This window comes from Oscillatoria sp. FACHB-1407 (genome assembly GCF_014697545.1).
Taxonomy (GTDB): domain Bacteria; phylum Cyanobacteriota; class Cyanobacteriia; order Elainellales; family Elainellaceae; genus FACHB-1407.
Window position 1 is genome coordinate 33,386 of the sequence record NZ_JACJSA010000026.1, and the last position, 21,384, is coordinate 54,769.

Here is a 21,384-nt window from a genome sequence, read left to right on the forward strand (position 1 = left end):
CCGCTGTACTGAACCAACTTGCACACGGCTGTATATAGCAACTGGCAAAACCGTTGAGGCAAAGGGGTGTGGGGAATTCGTCCCCAGCCAGAGGTTCTAACCCTGCATCCCATCCGAATCAACCCTCCAGTTGCTTTGGAATTTCAACTTAGCAACCCTCTGAAGCAATGAACTCGCAGAAAAAGATAATTTATGACTTCGGCTCAAACAATGGCGATAATATTCCCTATTACCTCCTCAAGTCAGACCTTGTCGTCGCTGTTGAGGCAAATCCGTTGCTTTGCGAGCAAATCAGAGGCAGGTTTAGCCAGGAAATTGCAGCAGGAAAACTTGTTGTAGAAAACGGAGTGCTGGATGTAGACGACTCGTCTGAAAATGTACCCTTCTACATTCATAAAACTAACCCTGTTTTAAGCCAATTTCCCTGTCCAGACCCATCCATACTCGGTGAGTTTGAAGAAGTTTATCTGCCGCCCAAAAATGTCGTTGACATTATTGAGGCACATGGGGATCCGTACTACATCAAAATTGACATTGAACATTACGATCACATCATCCTGAGATATCTATTTCTCAATGGCATTTTTCCACCCTACCTTTCAGCAGAATCACACAACATCGATGTCTTTTGCCTATTGGCAGCACTGGGTGAATATGAAGCGTTCAAGTTGGTAGATGGTCACACGGTATCCACGAAATACAAAGACCATGAAATTGCAACGAATAGCGGTTCTCAAATTTATTCGTTTCCCTATCATTCGGCAGGTCCCTTTGGAAATGACATCAAGGGTGACTGGATGATCAAAGATCATTTTGCAACCCTTCTCCTGTTTGCTGGACTTGGCTGGAAGGACATCCATGTCAGTAGCGTTGATATTCCCAACCCTGAATATGCACCTTCTCCCCAATTTCAGATCTCAATCAACATTGATTTTTAGGCGATATTGATTTTCAGGTTGGGGCGATCGCCTCACTCTATATCTCAGGTAGGGTTGCTCATGAGTACCACAGAGCTGTTTGTTGAACTGATTATTATTGGCATGGGTTCTGCAATTTGGATATTTCTCCTCATCGGCAGTATCTTTGGCTTGTCCTGGATTGATTCTAATCAACTCTTATCACTACCTGCTCTCATCCCATTTCTTGCTCTAACCTATGTTGTAGGGATTGTGTTTGATCGTATTGCCGATACTCTGTTTGAACGTATATGGGCAGAAAAATTATTCAATCAGTACTACAAAAACAAGACTGATTTTTATGATGATAGGCGCATTATTTACATTCATGAAGGACGCCTAGCTAACTTGTTAGAATACGGACGCAGCAGACTGAGAATCTGTCGTGGATGGACTTTAAACTTAATCCTTATTCTTCTCACGCTCAATCTCTTCGCATGGACACGGATTACAGACGCAAATCTAAAAATTCAGGTGTCTGCATTCGGTAGTCTCTTCTGCATTCTCTTAGCCTGCGGCACCTGGTTTTCATGGTATAGGCTGGTGCTGAATGACTTTCGCCGAGTAAAAGAACAAGCCCAATTTTTAAGGAATCAGTAGGGTTTAGAGATCTACAGGGCTTACGCAGTTCAATCCCGTAAACTCTTTTATAGCCGTAGCCACATGCAATGCGGCGGAGGCGAGTCAGGAAGCCTCCCTAGAATCAGGGTTTGAGCCATTGTCTTTGCCTTAAGCTTTCTGACCAAAGATATAGAAAGAGGGCTTCCAGAATTTCCCTCTTTTTAAGGCTACTGTGTACACAGATCTCTGCTTCCTTCCAATTAGATGCATGGTTGCTTCAATGAGTTTGAAAACCAGGCGTTGGGGGATTCTCCCCCAAACCCCCGATTGGGGGACGCCACTGCCTCCCCCAAACCCCCTAGCAGAAGGTGTTTCAGTGAACCCAAAGGCGCGCTTCGCATCGGTTCCAAGTACGGGTGTTTCTGGTGGGGTCAAGCCCAGTTGGGTGCGGACTTCGCTCCAATAGTCGCGAATTCATTCGCCGGGTTCAGTCCCACAATCACTAGATGCACCCGTCAAGACCCCTGACAAAGACTCACAGTTCTCCAAAGTTAGGGAATTTAGGGGTCTGAGACGACTCTTAAGAAACAAATTTTGCAAAAGAGGCTTAAACCTCCTCCAGACAAGGCTTCTGTTTCTTCCCTGCTTCCCGCAGTTCACTCCGTTAAGGACTCCGTTGAGTCAGCAGTTGAAGGCTGGGGTAACAACCAACTCAGCAAAATTGCGGTTAACCCGCCTGTTGACGTTGCAGAGCCAAACATATTTTTGATGATGGCGGGTTGGTTGTTAAACAACTCTGGAACGAAGACCACACCCAATCCCAAGGCTAGAGAGACTGCAATGATAATTGTGGCACGACGATCTAAGTTTTCAGATGCAATAATCTTGACTCCAGCTACTGCGATCGAGCCAAACATAACCGTCGTTGCTCCACCCAAAACAGGCTGAGGAATAGACTGAAAGGCACCACTAACAATAGGTAACAATCCCAACAGTGCCAAAATTCCTGCTACAAAAAATCCAACATAACGACTGCCAACACCCGTCATTTGAATAACGCCTGTATTTTGGCTGAACGTGGTAATCGGAAAGGTGTTTAGCAATGCCGCTAAGGAAGAGTTAAGACCGTCTGCCAGCACCCCAGCTTTGATGCGACGAATATAAACCGGACCTTTGATGGGTTCTTTAGAAACGGCAGAAGTAGCGGTCATGTCACCGACTGATTCGATCGCCGTGAGCGGATAGAGAATTAGAAATGGAATCAAAGCACTAAAATCGAAACTCATGCCATAGCGAAATGGCACAGGTACGCTGATGAGCGGAAGTTGGCTGAAGATGCCGAAATTCACCATCCCCAGTAGTGCAGAGACGATGTAGCCTGCTAACAACCCGATGGCGATCGCCCCCATACGAATGTATTGATTCTTAGCGAGGGTCAGAACGATCACAATCAAAAAGACGCCACCCCCCAACAGAATATTTTGAGCATTGGCAAACGTACCGTTCTGCAAGGCTACCGTTCCCCCTGCCATGCTGGTTATGCCTGTCTTGAGCAGACTTAATCCAATCAGCATGACTAACGTTCCTGACACGATGGGCGTGACAATTTTGCTGAGGAGGTGCAGAAAACGACTCAGGAGCACATTGGCAAATGCACCAAAAAAACAAACGCCAAAGATTAATGCCAGTGCTTGTTCAGGCGTTCTGCCAGCATCAATCGCCGTACTGGCGACACCCAGGATAGCCCCCAAAAAGGCAAAGCTAGTCCCCTGTAAACTGAGCAAGCCTGACCCAACAGGACCGAAGGTTTTGCATTGAATAAAGGTGCAGATGCCAGAGGCGAGCAGTGACATGCTGATGATAAAACTGGAATTTGCAGGATCAAGCCCCAGGCTAGTGCTGATGATCAGCGGGGGGGTGACAATGCCCACAAAAGCTGCCAGGACATGCTGCACAGCTACAAAAACCGACTCGACCAGGGGGGGTCTGTCGTAGAGTTTGTAGATTAGCTCGGAACCCGCTGCCGATAGCTCGGGAAAACTTTGAGCTTCCGGTAATTCAGCTTCCTGCAAGGTGCCAAGTTCTTCTTGCTTCGCCATGCTCCCAAGCACCTCCCAGTCTTCAATTGTTCTTCAAAAAGTGGTCACATTGTAAACGGGAGCTATCAGTCTGGCAGTAGCACAACTTACAGAACAGACTCGATCGCCCCTTCTGCCTGGAGTGCGATCGCCCTTAACCGATCGAGGGTGGCTGCATCGACTTGTTTCCATAATCCCCGTTGATGCGCTTCGAGTAACCGTTCTGCCATATCACGCAGTGCCCAGGGATTCTTCGCTTGCGTAAATGCCTGCACTTCAGAGTCAAAGATATAAGCTTGGGCAATGCCCTGATACATATGGTCTTCAACACAGTGAGCAGTGGCGTCATAGGCAAATAGATAATCGACTGTGGCTGCCATCTCAAATGCGCCTTTGTACCCATGGCGCATGGCTCCCGCAATCCATTTAGGATTCACCACACGCGATCGATAGACCTTGGCAATCTCTTCTCGCAACGTCCGAATTTTGGGATTTTCGGGCAATGCATGGTCGCCAAAATAGGTGTGGGGGTTGCGCCCGGTGACGGCTCGAACCGCTGCCGTTAACCCACCCTGAAATTGATAATAGTCATCCGAATCGAGCAGGTCATGTTCGCGATTGTCCTGGTTGTGCAACACAATCTGCAACTGCTGCAAGCGTTGCTCAAATGCCTCTGGCTCTGACTTACCCTCGCCCTGCCCCGTGTAGGCATAGCTGCTCCAGTTAATGTAAGCCCGCGCTAAATCCTGATCATCCGTCCAATTTTGTGACTCGATCAACCCCTGCAAGCCCGCTCCGTAGGCTCCGGGTTTTGAGCCAAAGACGCGATAGAGCGATCGCCCCTCAGCCTGGTCAGCAGGCAACCCCAGCGATCGCCAACTTTCGGCATCACGCTTCACCTGTGCGGCTAGCGGATTTTGCTCGGCGGGTTCATCCAGTGCGGCGACGGCTTGCACCGCCTGATGAAACAGGTCGATCAGGTTGGGGAAGGCATCCCGAAAGAATCCTGAAATTCGCAGGGTGACATCGACACGCGGTCGCCCCAACACCGACAACGGCAAAATCTCAAAATCCACCACTCGCCGCGCCACACCATCCCACACCGGGCGTACGCCCAACAAGGCTAGAGCCTCTGCCAGGTCATCGCCTCCCGTCCGCATCGTAGACGTACCCCAAATGGACAGAGCCAGCGTTTTCGGGTATTCGCCCTGCTCCTGGGTATAGCGTTCGATCAGGGCTTCCGCTGCTTTGTATCCGACGCTCCAGGCACTCTCGGTGGGAATGGCGCGGATATCTACCGAATAGAAATTGCGTCCTGTCGGCAACACCTCAGGGCGACCACGTGTTGGTGCGCCGGATGCTCCACTGGGGATGTATTCGCCATTCAATCCCCGAAACAGGTTCGTAATTTCCTGGGGAGTCTGGAGCAGGGCAGGGAGGAGGCGATCGCGAATCCAGTCAAGGGGGGAATGGGGAGTGGGGAGTGGGGAGTGGGGTGAAGAGGCGCAATTAATCGCGTCTGTACTGGAGGGTGGGAGGGAGGAGTGAAGCAAATCTTCAATTAGGCAGGCAGCTTCCAGTTCCAACACTTCAATTACATCAGCGGCAGTGTGGCAAAAGCGATCGCCCACGGTAGCTTTGACAGGTTCGGTGGGGTTGACGGTGAGGGGGTCGAGGTCAAGTCCCCAGTTTTGAGCAATGGCGCGGGTGAGTCCAGGTCGGTTGCTACCGGGATGACGGGCGATCGCCACAATCAGATCCCGGAGTTGCCGTCCCTGGGGACACTGCCCAAAGATATGTAGTCCATCCCGGATCTGTGCTTCCTTGAGTTCACACAGGTAACCGTCGATGGAGTTCAGGATAGACCGTTCAAAATCGAAAGATTTTGGAGTTTGGAGTTTGGAGTTTGGGTTTTGGAGGTTGAGATCCTGGTCGAGTTGGGTTTGCTTGAGCAGTGTCAGAATGCGATCGCGAATGTCAGGTAACCGAGACGGGTCAAGGCTTTGTGCTTCATAGTATTCATCCACCAAACCTTCCAGTTGCTGCAAGGGACCATACAACTCGGCGCGGGTCATGGGGGGCGTGAGATGATCGACAATCACCGCTTGCGCCCGCCGCTTGGCCTGGGAGCCTTCGCCTGGGTCGTTGACGATGAAGGGATAGAGATGAGGGAGCGCACCCAATGCCACTTCGGGGAAGCAGGTTTCCGACAGGGCCATGCTTTTGCCGGGGAGCCATTCCAAATTACCGTGTTTGCCCACATGGACGATCGCCGCTGCTCCAAAGTGCGATCGCACCCAGTGATAGAACGCGAGATAGGCATGGGTCGGCTCCAGATCGGGGGCATGGTAGTTCAAGCTGGGGTCGAGGTCATAGCCGCGTGCCGGTTGGATGCCGACAAACACATTGCTCAACTGCACCCCTGCGATGGGAAAGTCTGCTGTTGCTTCACCCCAGCGATCGCCCATCGCCTGCTGCACCTCGGCCGGAAGCGATCTGAAATATGGCTGATAGGTTTCGAGAGACACCGATTGTTGGACGGGTCGCCACTGCCCTTCAGGGTCATTCGTCACACCGCTCGTGAGCCACCGAATCAACTCATCCCCATCCTGGGGCAGGCGATCGATGCTGTAGCCTTCCTGCTGCATCGCCTGAAGAATCGCCACACAACTGGCAGGTGTATCCAGACCGACCCCATTGGCCAGACGACCATCGCGCGTGGGATAGTTTGCCAAAATCAACGCAATCCGCCGCTCCGCCACCGGGATTTGGCGCAGTCGTGCCCAATTTGCCGCCAGTTCTGCCACAAACCGGATGCGATCGCCCACCGACGCATAGCGCACTACATCGGTTTCCAGAGTCGTGTCACGGGTCGCGATCGCTTTAAATGACACGGCTCGGCTAATGATTCGCCCATCCACTTCGGGCAGGGCTACATTCATCGCCACATCGCGTGGAGTCAGCCCCCGACTATAATCTGCCCACTGTTCCACCGTACTGCTGCTGAGAATCACTTGCAGCACAGGGACATTCAACTGTTGCCACAAATCCAGTTGGGGAGCTTCGCCATCAAGTCGCGCCAGAGCAAAGCTCGTCGTGTTGAGTAGAACATCAATTCCAGAGCCATCCTTCGGCTGCAACAGTTCCAACACTTCAGTCTGCACGTCCGCATCCCGCAACGATGAAACAAATATGGGCACAGGTTCAATTTGGCGATCGCTCAATGCTTGACAGAGAGCATCAATCGGTTCTGTGTTAGCCGCAAGGTAGTGAGCGCGATAAAAAAGAATTCCGGCTTTTCCTACAAAATCCTTGCTCCCCCTGCCTGCGGCATCGCTCTTAAAAAGGGAAGTTGAGGGGTTCTGACTCCACGGATATAACCCGACTTTGGGCACGATCATTGGCGGTGGCGGGTTGTAAGCTGTTCCTAACCCCAGATCCGCCATGAACTGCAAAGCATGAACGGTGTTCTCCAAACCACTCTCAGTCAGATACCGCCAGAGTTGATTCACCTGAGTGAGGGGTACGGTGGAATGGCTGATCAAGCCCGGATCGGGGCGATCGTCCCCTGGCAGAACCAGTAATGCGGCTCCGGTCTGTTCAACGGTTTGCTTCACCACCTCTAAGCCATACGACCAGTAGGCACGTCCCCCCAGGAGCCGTAACACAATCACCTTTGCGGATGCCAACACCGCTTCGGCATAGGTGTCGATGGTGAGTTGCTGTTGCAGGTGCAGGAGATTCACAACCCTGACCGGAGGAAAATCGACTGGCAAATGACCTAAGGCGGTTGAGAGCAATTGAATATCAGTGTCAGCGGCGGTTAAAACCACCAGAGGTGCTTGACCTTGTTCGATGAATACAACCCCTTCCGTTTCAGGATTCCAACCTCCAGGGGTAGCCGCAAGCCGATGCATAACCGTTTCCTTACATTATCGTTACAAAAGTTCACAGATGGGGGAGTGTTGATAGGCAAGCTACGATGATTGAAGGTTGATCCCCATCAAGGCAACCCGCTGTACTGGAACCGACTCTACTGGGACCGCTCAATCTGCCTGCACCGATCGAATGCTGAGTTCAGAAGCCTCTGTCGCCATCGACCTATTATCGACCATTCCCTTTCATCAGTTGCGATCGCTCTTGCAACAGATGGCTCAAACGATGGAGATGGGACTGCTGATTCAGAGCGAAGATATTGGGCAAGTCCTGGATGATTCTGTGACGCGGTTGCCCTCCTACTTTACCCTGGTTCTCTCTCGCTCCTTTAATGCGCTACTTCAAGGGGAGGAAATTCAGCCAGATGGAGCACGGGGTAAAGCCACCCAAGGGGGAAATCGGGAGACGACCTACTATCGATTTCAACTGACCTTTGATCCAGAGGCGATCGCTGCTTTTCTGAAGACGCTCACGCTACATCCTACTGCGTCACGTCATCCAGCCTTACAGCAAGCTCCCAAGACCCTGTGTCCCAATCATCCTAGAGTGCAGAGTGAGTTTACCCAACGGTTAATTCAAATTTTGGCGACGGATGCGGGAATGATTGCTCCGGGAATCAATGCGGTGCCTGTCCATCCTGCGTTTCGTCAACCTGCTGCTGCCGCCTTGCGAGAACAAATTGAGCAAGAACGTCTGCTCAACAAATTAATGACGCAGGTGCGCCAAAGTTTAGAACTGCCTTTCATCTTGCAAACGGCTGTAGAGCAGGTGCGGCAGTTTTTGCAGGTCGATCGGATGTTGATCTATCAACTGCTGGAACCCTCAACAAACGCTGCTCTTGCCCGATCTCCCCAGGCTAAACCAGTTTCACCGCAACAGCTTGGCTTTATTGCCTACGAAGCGATCGCCTCAGAACAGATCCCCTCCGTTCTCAATCTGACAACTCACGATGAGTGCTTCTTTCAAAAAGCTGACAAACGAGAGCTATATCGGCAGGGCTATACATTGGCGATCGCCGACATCGAGAAGCAATATGCTCGGATTCCCTGCCTGATGGATTTTTTGCAAACGGCTCAAGTGCGGTCAAAGCTGGTTGCCCCGATCGTCGTTGGAGGTGATCTGTGGGGGTTACTCATCGCCCACCAATGCCAGACTCAACGTCACTGGAAGGACAGCGAACAAAAGTTTTTGCAGCGCATTGGCGAACATTTGGCGATCGCCATCAGTCAGGCACAGCTTTATGCGGAGATTCAACAACAGAAGCAGACGTTAGAACAGCGAGTCATTGAACGCACCCAAGAACTGCACGACACTCTGTTAGCGGCTCAAGCGGCTAGTCGCGCTAAGAGTGATTTTTTAGCCGCTGTCAGTCACGAACTCCGCACCCCACTGACCCATGTGATTGGCATGTCCAGCACGTTGCTGCGCTGGTCAACCTCTGATTTTGATGAACGCCAACGCCGATTTTTGCAGATCATTCGAGATAGCGGCGAGCACCTGATGGAACTGATCAACGACATGCTGGAGTTGTCCCAGTTAGAGTCGGGCAAAGCGGTTCTCAACTTGAGCGAGTTTTCGCTGTCTCATCTGGCGCAACAATGCCTGAAGGTAGTTCAAGATCGGGCGATCGCTGCCTCCATTACCCTTGAACTCGATTTGCAGGTTCACCCCCAATACGATCAGGTCACAGCCGATCCCCGCCGAGTCCGCCAGATTTTGCTCAACTTGCTCAGCAACGCCATCAAGTTCACACCGTCTGGTGGCACAGTCATGTTGCGAGTCTTTGCCAGTACTGATTCGGTCATCTTTCAAGTGAAAGACACGGGCATCGGCATCCCCGAACAGCAGCGATCGCTCCTATTCCAAAAGTTCCAGCAACTCGATTCCTCCTACCATCGCCAATACGAAGGCACCGGATTGGGCTTGGCGATGACCAAACAACTGGTCGAACTCCATGGCGGTCGCATTGATGTTGAATCGACCGTTGGAGTCGGTTCTGTGTTTACCGTTCACCTGCCGCTCCTGGAAACTCCCACCCCAGCCCACTCCGGGAATCCTGACATAGCTCTGACCCCAACTCTGGGACGGGTCATGTTAATTGAAAACCACGAAGAAAGTGCCAATGTCATTTGTGACATTCTCAATGCAGCCGGGTATCAATTAGTCTGGTTACTCGAAGGGTCAATGGCGATGACCCAAATCGAAATCTTGCAGCCGATTGCCGTTGTCATAAGCACTCGCTTACCTGACATCGACAGTTACACAATTATTCATCAACTGCGACAAAACCCAGTCACCAAGAAGATTAAAGTCATTGCTCTGATTGATCCCAATGCCCCGGATGATTTGGAACGTTGCTTGACCGCAGGTGCCAACACCTATCTCAACAAACCCATCCGTCCCGATCAGGTGCTTTATCAACTGAGTCGCTTGATGAAAGAGGAAGGATAGGAAAAAATTGAAAATCGAAACAAGAAAACTGAATTGAACAGCGCACAGGAATAAAGGGCTCTCCCAAGATTTCCCGCCTTTTTCTGCTTTCCTGGTTTCTTTCTCCTCTTTTCCTTTTTCCTTCTTCTCTTTTCCTTCTTCTCTTTTCTGTTTTCTTTTTTCTTTCGCCTTCCTTCTTGATACGATTGAGTCCAAACGCAATACAGGAATCCCGAATGGATCTCGAAACGTTAGCCAATACCCAGGGGTTAATGACGGTTGAGGCAGTCCAAAAATCGCTAAACCGCTCCCGTGCCTCCGTTTACCGCTATGCCAACACTGACCCTGGTGTGTTGAATCCTGAGTACAACCCTAAACGTCTTAACCCGGAACTTCGCATCAATAAAGACGACCCACTCTTGTTTCATCCCAACGAAGTCGCTCGGTTTGCCAAAGATATTTTGGGCATCAAACAAGTGACGATTGAAGTCCAGGAACCCGCCCAATCTGCAACGTTGGAAGTCTTACGTGCCATCTTGGCAGAGTTACAAAGCATTCATCGGTTGCTGGAATCTTCTAAATCAACACCATGACACAATTACCTGCGCAACCGTCTGAGCCAACATTGCCTTCCTCAAGCGCACTCGTCGCCACCCTGGAGGAACTCTATCAACGCTATTTGCCTCTGCGCGATGGTAAAGTGGCAGACTACATTCCCGAACTAGCGAAAATGAACCCTGACTGCTTTAGCATCTGCATTGCCACCGTGGATGGACAGGTGTATGAGGTGGGCGACTCAGAGCAGTTATTTACCATTCAATCCATCTCCAAAGTGTTTGTGCATGGGCTGGCATTGGAGGACTACGGACGAGAACGCCTGCTGACGAAGGTGGGGGTTGAACCGACCGGAGATGCCTTTAATGCGATCGTGCTGGATGAGCAGTCCAAACGTCCCTATAACCCCATGGTGAATGCAGGGGCGATCGCCATCACCAGTTTAATTAAGGGAGCCGACGCAACCGAGAAGCTGAACCGAATGTTGGATATGTTTCGTCGCTATGTGGGGCACGACATTTTTATTGATGTGGCGACCTACGTCTCAGAACGGTCTACAGGCGATCGCAATCGGGCGATGGGTTACCTGATGCACCACTTCGGCATGATCGAAGACCCGGTAGACGATGCGCTGGATCTATACTTTCAGCAGTGTTCGTTGATGGTGAACTGTCGCGATCTGGCAGTGATGGCAGCCACCCTGGCAAATCAGGGGGTAAATCCACAAACGGGCGATCGCGCGGTAGAAGCGGGCTATGTGCGTGACATCCTCAGCGTCATGTACACCTGCGGCATGTACAACTTCGCGGGTGAATGGGCGTATCTGGTGGGACTCCCTGCCAAAAGTGGAGTGTGTGGGGGCATCATTGCGATCGTTCCTGACCAGATCGGCATTGCGGTGTTCTCTCCCCCGCTCGATTTCCGGGGAAACAGTGTACGAGGCGTAAAGGTGTGCGAGGCTCTATCGCATCAATTCGGCTTGCATCTGTTTGACTCATCGCGAGGTTGTCACAACTTTCTCAAACACTGGTCGGTGAAATAGGGCATTTCTTGTCACCATAAGGAGAGATAGTGTCGCTCCAACCCAGGTATGTCTGATTTGATTTTGTTTTGGCACCGCCGCGATCTCCGCATCACTGATAACATTGGGCTGGCAAACGCCCGTCAACAGAGTTCTAAAGTCGTGGGGGTGTTTTGCTTAGACCCGTTGATTTTAGAGCGAGACGATGTGGCTCCTGCCAGAGTCACCTACATGACTGGCAGTCTCCAGGCGTTGCAAAATGCCTATGCCCAGGCAGGAAGCCAACTGCTGATCCTGCACAATGATCCAATTAAAGCCATTCCGGCTCTGGCAAAAGCCCTCAACGCCACAGCGGTTCACTTCAATTGGGATGTGGAACCTTACGCAAAGGAACGCGATCGCGCCGTTCAGGAAGCCTTAAACGCGGCTGGCATTAAGGTTCAAGCCTTTTGGGATCAGTTGCTCCACGCCCCAGAAGAGATTCGCTCTGGTTCCGGCACACCCTACACCGTCTACAGCCCGTTTTGGCGCAACTGGAGTAGCCGACCTAAAGCCGATCCGGTACTGCGGTTAGAGCAGGCAACGGGACTCACTGAGGCTGAAAAGGATTTAGCTAAAGAGGCAGGGGCGATCGCTCTACCATCCGCCAAAGACCTGGGTTATCTCTGGACAAACTCCCTGTTGCTGGAACCGGGCGAGCAGGCAGCGCAGGAACGGTTAGCCGAATTTTGTCAGCGGGCGATCGCTGACTATCAGGAGCAGCGCAACTTCCCAGCGGTTTCGGGCACCTCTCACCTGAGTGCAGCCCTCAAGTTTGGTGTGATTGGCGTTCGCACCGTGTGGGCAGCAACCGTCGAGGCAATGGACAACACGCGCAGCGATGAAGCCCAGGACGGCATTCGCACCTGGCGACAGGAATTGGCATGGCGCGAGTTCTATCAACATGTCATGTACTTCTTTCCAGAGTTGGCAGATGGGGCGTATCGGGATGCCTTTAAGAACTTCCCATGGGAGAATAATCCCGACTACTTCCAGGCGTGGTGTGAGGGCAGAACGGGGTATCCTATTGTGGACGCCGCGATGCGGCAGATGAACGAGTTGGGATGGATGCACAACCGTTGCCGCATGATTGTTGCCAGCTTTCTGACCAAAGATCTGCTGATTAATCCGCAGTTGGGCGAGAAATATTTCATGCAGAAGCTCTACGATGGCGATCTCTCTGCCAACAATGGGGGTTGGCAGTGGAGTGCCTCTAGCGGTATGGACCCGAAACCTGTCCGAATCTTTAACCCTGCCAGTCAGGCGCAAAAATTTGATGCCGAGGCAGACTACATTCGAGAGTGGTTGCCGGAATTGCGGGGACTGGACACCGAGGCATTAGTCACCGGAAAAATCACTCCCTTAGAGCGAGAATCCTGCGGCTATCCCGCTCCCGTTGTCGATCACAAAGTCAGACAACAACTGTTTAAGCAACGCTATAGCGAACAAAAAGCATTAAAGGGAGTGGGGAGTGGGGAATAGGGTATGGGGTATGGGGTGTGGGGTGTGGGGTAAGGACTACTGACCACTGACCATTGACCACTGACCATTGACCATTAATCACTCTCCCACCCGACTCCCTGAAATCCTAACAGTATAAGGTCTGAACCCATTCCCACTCTCGCGCCAAGCCCTCTTTGAGGGAGACTTGTGGCTTATATCCAATCAGCTTGTTCGCTTTTGACACATCTGCACTGGTGTGACGCGCATCGCCCATGGCTTTTTCGACGTGGTTGCGCTTGATGGGCTTGCCAACGATCGCCTCCATCGTATCCAGAACTTCAGTCAACACCACACGGCTTCCACCGCCCACGTTGAAGATCTCACCAATCGCTTCAGGGGCAGTCGCAGCAGCCAAATTAGCGGCGATCGCATCACTGACGAAGGTGAAGTCGCGGGTTTGCTGACCATCACCATAAATGGGGATGGCTTGATCCTCAATCACCGCTTTGAAGAACTTGTGAAATGCCATATCTGGTCGTTGACGCGGACCGTATACGGTGAAGTAGCGCAACGCGGTGACAGGCACATTGAAGTTGTAGTAATACAACCAGCACAACCGTTCTGCGGCGAGCTTGGTAATGCCATAGGGCGAAACAGGTTGCGGACAGGTGGTTTCAGAGGTGGGCATGGTTTCCGCATTGCCATACACCGAAGAGGTTGAGGCAAATACCAGACGCTTCAACTGCTTGGCATCTTTTGCCGCTTCTAAAATGATCTGAGTTGCGTTGATGTTGCGCTCCGTGTAAGCCCGAAATCCATTACCCCAACTGGCTCTCACTCCGGCTTGTGCTGCCTGATGGTAAATGACTTCAATCCCATCGAGCAGCGCGTTCCAGTCGATCGCCTGAATGTCGTTTTCAATTAATTTGAAGTTGGGATGACTGAGAAACGGAGAAACGTTTTTGCGTTTAAGAGCAACATCATAGTAGTCATTAAATTGGTCAATCCCGATGACAGTTTTACCCTGAGAGAGCAATGATTCGACCAGGTGAGAACCAATAAACCCTGCAACGCCAGTAACAATAACACTATTCATGGAATGCCAACCCAGTAACTACAACTTGAACAGAATGAACTTGCACAATTAGTAAAAGCAAAGACTTAAGTCATTAGCTGCCACTTAGCAGCTTTTCATCGGCTCGGTCAGTTCTCCTTTTAGGACATTGTTATTAGAACGTTGTTAGAACGTCGTTGTCATTCACTTGCCCCCTTGTAAACCAGGTCAGTGACGGGTCGTTCAAATCCTTATCACTCTTCTGAAAGGATGAGGTTGAACAGGAATAAACAGAAGTTTTTAGATTTTCCGTTGAGATTAAGCATCATCAGACCTGGCAAAAGATCTCATCATTGGGGTTTAAGGTTTGAAGTTGATGTACTGCGAATGCTATCTTCGATTGCTAAAAACGGACAACCATCCCAAGCTTGCCACATTGAATCTTAAAGTAGCTTCTCTTTTGATTCCCTTCGACTTTACTTGTTTTTCATATTGAATGTCTAAAGTTGTACCCAGTCTAGACCCTTCCACGGAGTTCGATCCCTTCCCAAGTTCATTGTGGCTTTAACTAATCCGTGAAGTGTTGATTGATCTGGCTCCGTAAAACCTCGATTGCCAAATTTCAAGGTTATGCTCTACTAAAGGCTGAAATTTTAGGGAGCAATTGCCACAGCTACGTCATTCCCCATCCAGCAGAGCATCACAGGGAAATCCTACCAGAGCCAATCGGTTATGAATGCAGAGCGACTTCAGCAGAATACCGCTCTCCCCGACTGAACTATTCAGAAATTGTGGGGACTACCACTTCCCTCTTCAACTGATTCAACTCGTCATGCATAGCTTTGGGCAGGATAAAACTCCATTAATTTTGGTCGTAGATGACCAGAAAATGTTGCGGTTAACATTGCGGCGATCGCTTGAAAAAGAAGGTTATCGAGTCATTGAAGCCAGCAATGGCGAAGAGTGTTTGGCTCTCTGGCAAAACTATGATTTAGATTTTGGGCAAGGTGAAGAGCAAATCCCAGACATGATTTTGCTCGACGCTATCATGCCTCAAATGGACGGGTTTGCCTGTTGTGCCCGACTGCATGACAGACTGGGCGATCGCTGTCCTCCGGTGTTGATGATTACTGCCCTTGACGACGAAAAATCCGTCGATTTGGCATTTGAGGTGGGGGCAACTGATTACATCACCAAACCGATCCACTGGGCAGTGTTGCGGCAGCGAGTGCGGCGGGTGTTGCAAGCCCGGTGGGCAATGGCAGAACAGCAGCGATTGCTAGCAGAGTTGCGGGCGACTATGGCACTGGAGCGATCGCTTAAAGAACAATTAGAAATTGCCAACCACAAACTCGAACGTCTGGCATCCATTGACGGACTCACGCAATTGGCAAATCGGCGATCGTTTGATCTGTCGTTGCAGCAGGAATGGCAGCGACTCAACCGGGAACAGGCTCCCCTGACGCTGATCTTATGCGACATCGATTACTTCAAAGCTTACAACGACAGCTATGGGCATATTGCCGGAGATGAGTGTTTGAGGCAGGTTGCAGCCCTGTTGCAAGAAACCGTCAAACGCCCTGCGGATCTGGTAGCCCGTTATGGCGGTGAAGAGTTTGCCCTGATCTTGCCCAACACTGGTTTAGATGGGGCAATTCGCTTAGTAGAAACCATTCAAACGCACCTGCGCCGGAGAGCGATCGCCCATGCAGGTTCATCGGTCAATTCCATCATCACCGTCAGTATAGGCATTGCCAGCACTGTTCCCCATACTAAACTGTCGCCCCATGAACTCATTGATCAAGCGGATCAGGCTCTCTATCGTGCCAAGTTGCAGGGCAGAGATCGCTATTGTGTGTATCAGCGAGTGCAATTGTAAGGGAGTGGGGAATGGGGAGTGGGGAGTGGGGAAAAGGAGTAGAGGGGTAGAGGAGTAGAGGAGTGAAAAGATACGGGATTATCTTGATTCCTTCAACTCTCTGCTCATCCTTGTGGCAGCAATTCCCTTTAAAACTAAATGGCTATCCCAATAAAAATGAGTAGCCAGATTGGGATATTGAGTGTGGCAGGCTTGATAGAGCCATTCGCCATCCCCTCCTGTCAGAGCGATCGCACTGGTAGGAAACGCCTTCAGCCAGTCTTTTATAAACTCTCGAATGCCCGCCAGGGTGGTGTAGAGAACGCCACTACGAATGGCATCGGGGGTATTGGTTGCCCAACGGGTCGGGAGATCAGGCAATGGTGTGGTGACGGCAGGCAGAGCGGCTGTGTGCTGGGAGAGCGATCGCAGTTGTAGTTGCAATCCGGGAAGGATGGCTCCACCCACGAGTTGGTGCTGCTCGTCTGCTCCGGTAAAGGTCAGGGCGGTTCCACCGTCGATGACCAGGGTCGGGGTTCCCCACTGGGCGATCGCCCCCCACAATGCCAGAGCACGATCAATGCCCAGGGTCGGGTAAAGGCTCTGCAATGGCACATCAGTCAGCGTTAGACCATAGGCTCTGGAGTAGGCTTGCCAGAGGAGGGTTTGATCAGGAACGACTGAAGCAATCCACAGATCGGGGGCATGGAGGTGTAAGGAGTCAGGCAAATGAATCAGGCTGACTTGAGCCAGAGCTTCTAAAGCGAACTGGGCATCGAGCAAATGAGCCGCTACCTCAGGGCTGAAATGGGGCGTATCCCAGGCATATCGTAATGTCTGGTCGGTGAAGATTGCCCAATGCAATCGAGAATTGCCAATCATCAGGGCAACCCAGGAGGAGCGATCGCCGGTCATGGTGAGTGCTCCGCTGCATCTGTCATGGATGCTAGGAACTGCTGCACTCGCTGCCACACCTGATCCACTAAATGGGGATCATCCGAGTCGAACCATTCAATCGTCTTATCGGCGCGAAACCAGGTGCGCTGTCGTTTGGCAAACTGGCGGGTATGAATCACAACTTGAGCGATCGCCTCATCCAGCGACACACTCCCTAATAGATACGGCTTGATCTCGGCATAGCCCAGGGTGTTCAACAACGGCAAATCAACTCCGTACTTCTGGCACAACCGTTGCACTTCATCCACAAAACCCATCTCCACCATCTGATGAGTGCGTTGCTCGATGCGCTGAGTCAGGCGATCGTCAGGAGCAGACTCAAGGCAATCTAAGCCAATCTGCAAAATGGGATAAGTGGGGGGATGCTCGCCTTGCTGCTGTGACAGCGGTTGCCCTGTTGTGTAGTAGACCTCTAATGCTCGCAGCGTCCGCACCTCATCGTTAAAGTGGATTTTTTGTGCCGATGTGGGATCAACCTGTTTGAGAAACGCATAACACTGCTTTTGTCCCAGTTTCTTGAGTTGCGATCGCAATTCGGGTTGGGGTGGCACTCTAGGGATTTGCAACCCATGCGTAATCGAGCGAATGTACAACCCTGTTCCACCGACAAGAAGCGGGATAGAGGGGTGGGGGGGTGATAGAGGTTCCTTGGCTCTCCCACGCTCCCACGCTCCCACGCTCCCACTCCCGACTCCCGACTCCCAACTCCCCACGTGATGCAACTGCTCAATCAGCAATTGTGCCTGATGCTGATATTCCGCCACTGTAAAGGTGTCTGTGGGATCGCAAATATCGATGAGATAGTGGGGGATTTCTGCCTGTTCCAGTGGCGTTGGTTTTGCTGTGCCGATATCAAATTCACGGTAAACTTGGCGAGAATCAGCACTCAAAATGACGGCATTGAGCCGTTGTGCCAGCTTCAAGGCTAGCCCCGATTTTCCAGTTGCCGTCGGACCGCAAATTACGATTAGAATAGGAACAGGAGTATTTAGTACAAAAGTATTAGACTCCAAGATTATAGAACGGGTGATGAAGGTTTGTAGAGCAGGAGAAAATCTCCTCCTCAAAACTACTTAATACTAGGTTCTGTGATCGATGCATCACACAAGCCTGGTTAAAGTTGATATCGATCCCAACTATATTTTTCACGCGAAACCGCTCTAAAATCGCTTCAGAGCCTTTTGTGTTATAATTTTGGTATGTTTTGATGTTCTGAAGTTAATTGAGCTTCAAGCCAAACTATAGGAGTGACCCTATTCATGACAAATAGTTACGGTGCTGATCAAATTCAAGTACTGGAGGGAGTCAACCACGTTCGTGCCCGTCCGGGGATGTACATTGGCAGCACTGGACCGAGAGGGCTTCATCACTTGGTGTATGAAGTGGTTGATAACTCCGTTGATGAAGCTCTTGCAGGATATTGCAAGCGAATTCAAGTCACCTTAAATCCCGATGGCTCTGCCAGTGTAACAGACGATGGACGGGGCATCCCTACTGATATTCACCCGCATACCAAAAAGTCGGCACTAGAAACGGTGATGACCGTACTGGGAGCCGGAGGAAAATTTGGCGGTGGTGGTTATAAGGTGTCAGGCGGGTTACACGGGGTCGGTATCTCTGTCGTTAATGCTTTGTCTGAGTGGGTTGAAGTGACGGTTTGGCGCGACAAGAAGGTTCATACACAACGCTATGAACGGGGGGTTCCAACGACTGAGTTACAGGTCAAGCCTGACTCTCAATCGCGCACAGGTACGTCGGTTGTGTTCAAACCCGATAGTACGATTTTTTCGACGACGACGGAGTTTGACTACGCTACCCTTTCTGGTCGTTTAAGAGAGTTAGCGTACCTCAACGCTGGGGTTGAAATTATTTTTACGGATAATCGCTTGGAAGTGCTCAAGAGCGATGAACCCAGGGTCGATCGGTATTTCTATGCGGGAGGCATTCGAGAATATGTCTCCTACATGAACGTTGATAAGCAACCGTTGCACGAAGAGATTGTGTTTGTGCAAGGCGAACGCAACAACGTTCAAGTTGAGGTGGCGTTGCAGTGGTGTGTGGATGCTTACAACGACAACCTCTTAGGGTTTGCCAACAACATTCGGACAATCGATGGGGGAACCCATTTAGAAGGTCTAAAGGCGGTATTGACCCGGACGATGAATTCTCTAGCCCGCAAACGCAACAAGCTCAAAGAGAATGAGTCAAATCTGGCCGGGGAGAATATCCGGGAGGGTTTGACAGGCGTTATTTCTGTCAAGGTGCCTGACCCAGAGTTTGAAGGACAAACCAAAACAAAACTTGGTAACACTGAGGTTCGGGGAATTGTTGATTCTCTGGTGGGTGAAGCCCTGACAGAGTATTTAGATTTCCGACCTGCGGTGGCAGATGCCATTTTAGAGAAGGCGATCGAGGCGTTTAAGGCAGCAGAAGCGGCTCGTAAAGCCCGTGAATTGGTACGCCGTAAGTCGGTGTTAGAGTCATCTACACTACCTGGCAAGCTGGCGGACTGTAGTTCTCGTGACCCTGCCGAATCGGAAATCTTCATCGTAGAAGGGGATTCAGCGGGTGGTAGTGCCAAGCAAGGACGCGATCGCCGCTTTCAGGCTATCCTCCCCCTGCGAGGCAAGATCCTCAACATCGAGAAAACTGACGATGCCAAGATCTACAAAAACACTGAAATTCAGGCGTTAATCACGGCGTTGGGGTTGGGCATCAAAGGCGAAGAGTTTGACTCGTCGCAGTTGCGCTATCACCGCATTGTCATCATGACGGACGCGGATGTGGATGGTGCTCACATTCGGACGCTGTTGCTCACCTTCTTCTATCGCTATCAGCGATCGATGGTGGATCAGGGCTTTGTTTACATTGCCTGCCCTCCGCTCTATAAGGTTGAACGGGGACGCAACCACTATTACTGCTATAGCGATCGCGAGCGAGATCAGATCATCGCCGGATTCCCCGAAAACGCCAAGATTGAGATTCAGCGATTCAAAGGATTAGGAGAAATGATGCCACAGCAGCTCTGGGATACCACGATGAACCCAGAGACACGCACCCTTAAGCAAGTAGAAATCGAAGATGCGGCAGAAGCCGATCGGATCTTTACAGTGTTGATGGGCGATCGCGTGGCTCCTCGTCGAGAGTTCATTGAAACCTATGGACCTAAACTGAACCTAACCGATCTGGATATTTAAGGGGCTGGAAATGCTGTTCGGCTGGGGCGATATCGCTCCAGTCGTATTTGAGTTGGGCTGCCATTGCCATGACATAGGGTTCCCATTGGCGACGCAGGGTGATATACAGTTCCGCTCCTGCGTCTAGATCAGCAGGGGTTGCAATACCTTCTAGTTGCAGTCGGTCAATCGCCTGATAGTACCACTGACGCAACACAGAGTCGGGCTGTTGCTGGCGTGTCCGATCGCAGTTGGGCAAAAACGAGTTAGATAGCTCAGTCAACAGATGCTGCCCACCATCCCCCAGTGCAGCAACAGCGGTTGAGTTGACCAGCGATCGATATTGCTTTTCATCCAGTGCGCTGCGGATTAACGTTGCCGTATCCATCGTTAGCAAGGCTATCCGTGCCATTGCATAATACGGTCTTTGAAATCGAAAATAGTGCAACACTGGGTAGGCGTGATGAGACTCCAGCAGCATCAAAGCGTTAACGGCTATCTGAGCAATATCCTGACGGCTATTTTGAAAATCTCCATCGGCTCCCAATCGAGCTAGCAATTCTGCTGCATTAGCGGCTCTAGCCGTTTGGTGGTGCAGGCTGAGGGCAAAGACATTGCGCTGAGTTAACGCACTGTAAACCGATAACAGATAGGTAATGGTGAGGGTAAAGATAGAAAAGCCCAGAGCCGACTCGATAATTGCTAGGAGGCGATAACTGTTAGTCTGGGGCACCAGGTCACCAAATCCAGATGTGGTAAGGGTGTAGCCACTGTAATAGAACGCTGTGATGAAGTCGGTCGGTGTAGGACCGTTACTGGACTGGATGGCTGAGCCAAGAGCCACCCACACCATCAGGGCAAACCCAAACAGCAATAACAAGACCCAGACTGCAATGACGATTACAAGCACTGTTGGACCCGCATAAGACAAGATGCGATCGCGAGTTTTCTGACGTTTCCACCGGGGTAGATCTGCCATGAAGCCAAATAGCTTCCAGATACCGCGACTGAGAGGAACACTCAACCAGCCTTTACCGCTGCGAGGATAAAGCACACTTAAGAAAACATCAATCAGGGCAAGGATCACCAGCCCTAAGCCTATTAGTTGCGTGAACCAACCCATTTTTCCCTCTGATATAGAGCGATTGGCGATCGCCATCGGTTCTAAAAACTTAAATTGTGAAACACTCTGGTTTTAACGTATAGAGTTAACAATTTGATACTCCTTTTGGTCGTATTTCCTATTCAAAAAACCAGGAGCTTTAGTTTGAGAATTTAGACTGCTCACAAGAATCAAATTGACTCTTACTCCTAACCCAG

14 protein-coding genes are annotated in these 21,384 nt (G+C 50.8%); 8 read left to right on the forward strand and 6 right to left on the reverse strand.

Annotated features, from left to right (window positions below; translation table 11 throughout):
* The first annotated feature begins 167 nt into the window (after nucleotides 1-167).
* Together H6G89_RS29395 and H6G89_RS29400 are read left to right on the forward strand one after the other, a co-directional pair.
* The gene (locus H6G89_RS29395) at nucleotides 168-938 is read left to right on the forward strand and encodes a hypothetical protein (protein WP_190513430.1); all 771 of its coding nucleotides are present in this window, start codon (nucleotides 168-170) and stop codon (nucleotides 936-938) included.
* 60 nt (nucleotides 939-998) lie between these two features.
* Entirely contained in the window at nucleotides 999-1,556 is a 558-nt protein-coding gene (locus H6G89_RS29400) for a hypothetical protein (protein ID WP_190513432.1), read from the forward strand.
* 617 nt (nucleotides 1,557-2,173) lie between these two features.
* On the opposite strand, the gene H6G89_RS29405 is transcribed toward H6G89_RS29400, so the two are convergent.
* Both H6G89_RS29405 and cobN read right to left on the reverse strand, forming a co-directional pair.
* Nucleotides 2,174-3,616, reverse strand: coding sequence for a uracil-xanthine permease family protein (locus tag H6G89_RS29405; RefSeq protein ID WP_190513434.1), 1,443 nt, complete (start codon nucleotides 3,614-3,616; stop codon nucleotides 2,174-2,176).
* 86 nt (nucleotides 3,617-3,702) lie between these two features.
* A complete protein-coding gene (gene cobN, locus H6G89_RS29410) occupies nucleotides 3,703-7,512 on the reverse strand; it encodes a cobaltochelatase subunit CobN (protein ID WP_190513436.1) in 3,810 nt (1,269 codons plus the stop codon).
* 151 nt (nucleotides 7,513-7,663) lie between these two features.
* Here cobN and H6G89_RS29415 point away from each other — a divergent pair, with 151 nt between their 5' ends.
* From H6G89_RS29415 to H6G89_RS29430, 4 genes are all read left to right on the forward strand, one after another.
* Entirely contained in the window at nucleotides 7,664-9,982 is a 2,319-nt protein-coding gene (locus H6G89_RS29415; RefSeq protein WP_190513444.1) for a hybrid sensor histidine kinase/response regulator, read from the forward strand.
* A gap of 215 nt (nucleotides 9,983-10,197) precedes the next feature.
* Nucleotides 10,198-10,554 carry a resolvase gene (locus tag H6G89_RS29420; protein ID WP_190513446.1) on the forward strand — a complete coding sequence of 119 codons (357 nt, stop codon included), beginning with the start codon at nucleotides 10,198-10,200 and terminating at the stop codon, nucleotides 10,552-10,554.
* On the forward strand, nucleotides 10,551-11,558 hold the full coding sequence (glsA, locus tag H6G89_RS29425; RefSeq protein ID WP_190513448.1) for a glutaminase A: 1,008 nt from the start codon (nucleotides 10,551-10,553) through the stop codon (nucleotides 11,556-11,558). The genes H6G89_RS29420 and glsA overlap by 4 nt, the downstream gene beginning before the upstream one ends.
* Nucleotides 11,559-11,606: 48 nt before the next feature.
* Nucleotides 11,607-13,058 carry an FAD-binding domain-containing protein gene (locus tag H6G89_RS29430; RefSeq protein ID WP_190513450.1) on the forward strand — a complete coding sequence of 484 codons (1,452 nt, stop codon included), beginning with the start codon at nucleotides 11,607-11,609 and terminating at the stop codon, nucleotides 13,056-13,058.
* Nucleotides 13,059-13,164: 106 nt separating this feature from the next.
* Here H6G89_RS29430 and H6G89_RS29435 read toward each other — a convergent pair whose 3' ends face one another.
* Nucleotides 13,165-14,115, reverse strand: coding sequence for an NAD-dependent epimerase/dehydratase family protein (locus H6G89_RS29435; protein WP_190513452.1), 951 nt, complete (start codon nucleotides 14,113-14,115; stop codon nucleotides 13,165-13,167).
* Between the two features lie 790 nt (nucleotides 14,116-14,905).
* On the opposite strand from H6G89_RS29435, the gene H6G89_RS29440 reads away from it, so the two are divergent.
* The gene (locus H6G89_RS29440; protein WP_190513454.1) at nucleotides 14,906-15,952 is read left to right on the forward strand and encodes a GGDEF domain-containing response regulator; all 1,047 of its coding nucleotides are present in this window, start codon (nucleotides 14,906-14,908) and stop codon (nucleotides 15,950-15,952) included.
* Nucleotides 15,953-16,030: 78 nt separating this feature from the next.
* Here the strand turns inward: H6G89_RS29440 and H6G89_RS29445 are convergent, their stop codons facing one another.
* Together H6G89_RS29445 and miaA are read right to left on the reverse strand one after the other, a co-directional pair.
* Nucleotides 16,031-16,846, reverse strand: a complete 816-nt coding sequence (locus H6G89_RS29445; protein ID WP_190513456.1) for a pantothenate kinase — start codon at nucleotides 16,844-16,846, stop codon at nucleotides 16,031-16,033.
* Nucleotides 16,843-17,901, reverse strand: a complete 1,059-nt coding sequence (miaA, locus tag H6G89_RS29450) for a tRNA (adenosine(37)-N6)-dimethylallyltransferase MiaA (RefSeq protein WP_199336997.1) — start codon at nucleotides 17,899-17,901, stop codon at nucleotides 16,843-16,845. Before miaA ends, H6G89_RS29445 begins: the two co-directional genes overlap by 4 nt.
* Before the next feature lie 246 nt (nucleotides 17,902-18,147).
* Here miaA and gyrB point away from each other — a divergent pair, with 246 nt between their 5' ends.
* Nucleotides 18,148-20,085 carry a DNA topoisomerase (ATP-hydrolyzing) subunit B gene (gyrB, locus tag H6G89_RS29455; RefSeq protein ID WP_190513458.1) on the forward strand — a complete coding sequence of 646 codons (1,938 nt, stop codon included), beginning with the start codon at nucleotides 18,148-18,150 and terminating at the stop codon, nucleotides 20,083-20,085.
* Here gyrB and H6G89_RS29460 read toward each other — a convergent pair.
* Entirely contained in the window at nucleotides 20,054-21,223 is a 1,170-nt protein-coding gene (locus H6G89_RS29460; RefSeq protein WP_242060176.1) for a potassium channel family protein, read from the reverse strand. The two genes, gyrB and H6G89_RS29460, sit on opposite strands and share 32 nt — an antisense overlap.
* Nucleotides 21,224-21,384: the final 161 nt, after the last annotated feature.

Coding starts and splice junctions, on each gene's coding strand:
- H6G89_RS29395 (WP_190513430.1), top strand. CDS start 168: ATGAACTCGCAGAAAAAGATAATTTATGACTTCGGCTCAAACAATGGC.
- H6G89_RS29400 (WP_190513432.1), top strand. CDS start 999: ATGAGTACCACAGAGCTGTTTGTTGAACTGATTATTATTGGCATGGGT.
- H6G89_RS29405 (WP_190513434.1), bottom strand. CDS start 3,616: ATGGCGAAGCAAGAAGAACTTGGCACCTTGCAGGAAGCTGAATTACCG.
- cobN (WP_190513436.1), bottom strand. CDS start 7,512: ATGCATCGGCTTGCGGCTACCCCTGGAGGTTGGAATCCTGAAACGGAA.
- H6G89_RS29415 (WP_190513444.1), top strand. CDS start 7,664: ATGCTGAGTTCAGAAGCCTCTGTCGCCATCGACCTATTATCGACCATT.
- H6G89_RS29420 (WP_190513446.1), top strand. CDS start 10,198: ATGGATCTCGAAACGTTAGCCAATACCCAGGGGTTAATGACGGTTGAG.
- glsA (WP_190513448.1), top strand. CDS start 10,551: ATGACACAATTACCTGCGCAACCGTCTGAGCCAACATTGCCTTCCTCA.
- H6G89_RS29430 (WP_190513450.1), top strand. CDS start 11,607: ATGTCTGATTTGATTTTGTTTTGGCACCGCCGCGATCTCCGCATCACT.
- H6G89_RS29435 (WP_190513452.1), bottom strand. CDS start 14,115: ATGAATAGTGTTATTGTTACTGGCGTTGCAGGGTTTATTGGTTCTCAC.
- H6G89_RS29440 (WP_190513454.1), top strand. CDS start 14,906: ATGCATAGCTTTGGGCAGGATAAAACTCCATTAATTTTGGTCGTAGAT.
- H6G89_RS29445 (WP_190513456.1), bottom strand. CDS start 16,846: ATGACCGGCGATCGCTCCTCCTGGGTTGCCCTGATGATTGGCAATTCT.
- gyrB (WP_190513458.1), top strand. CDS start 18,148: ATGACAAATAGTTACGGTGCTGATCAAATTCAAGTACTGGAGGGAGTC.
- H6G89_RS29460 (WP_242060176.1), bottom strand. CDS start 21,223: ATGGCGATCGCCAATCGCTCTATATCAGAGGGAAAAATGGGTTGGTTC.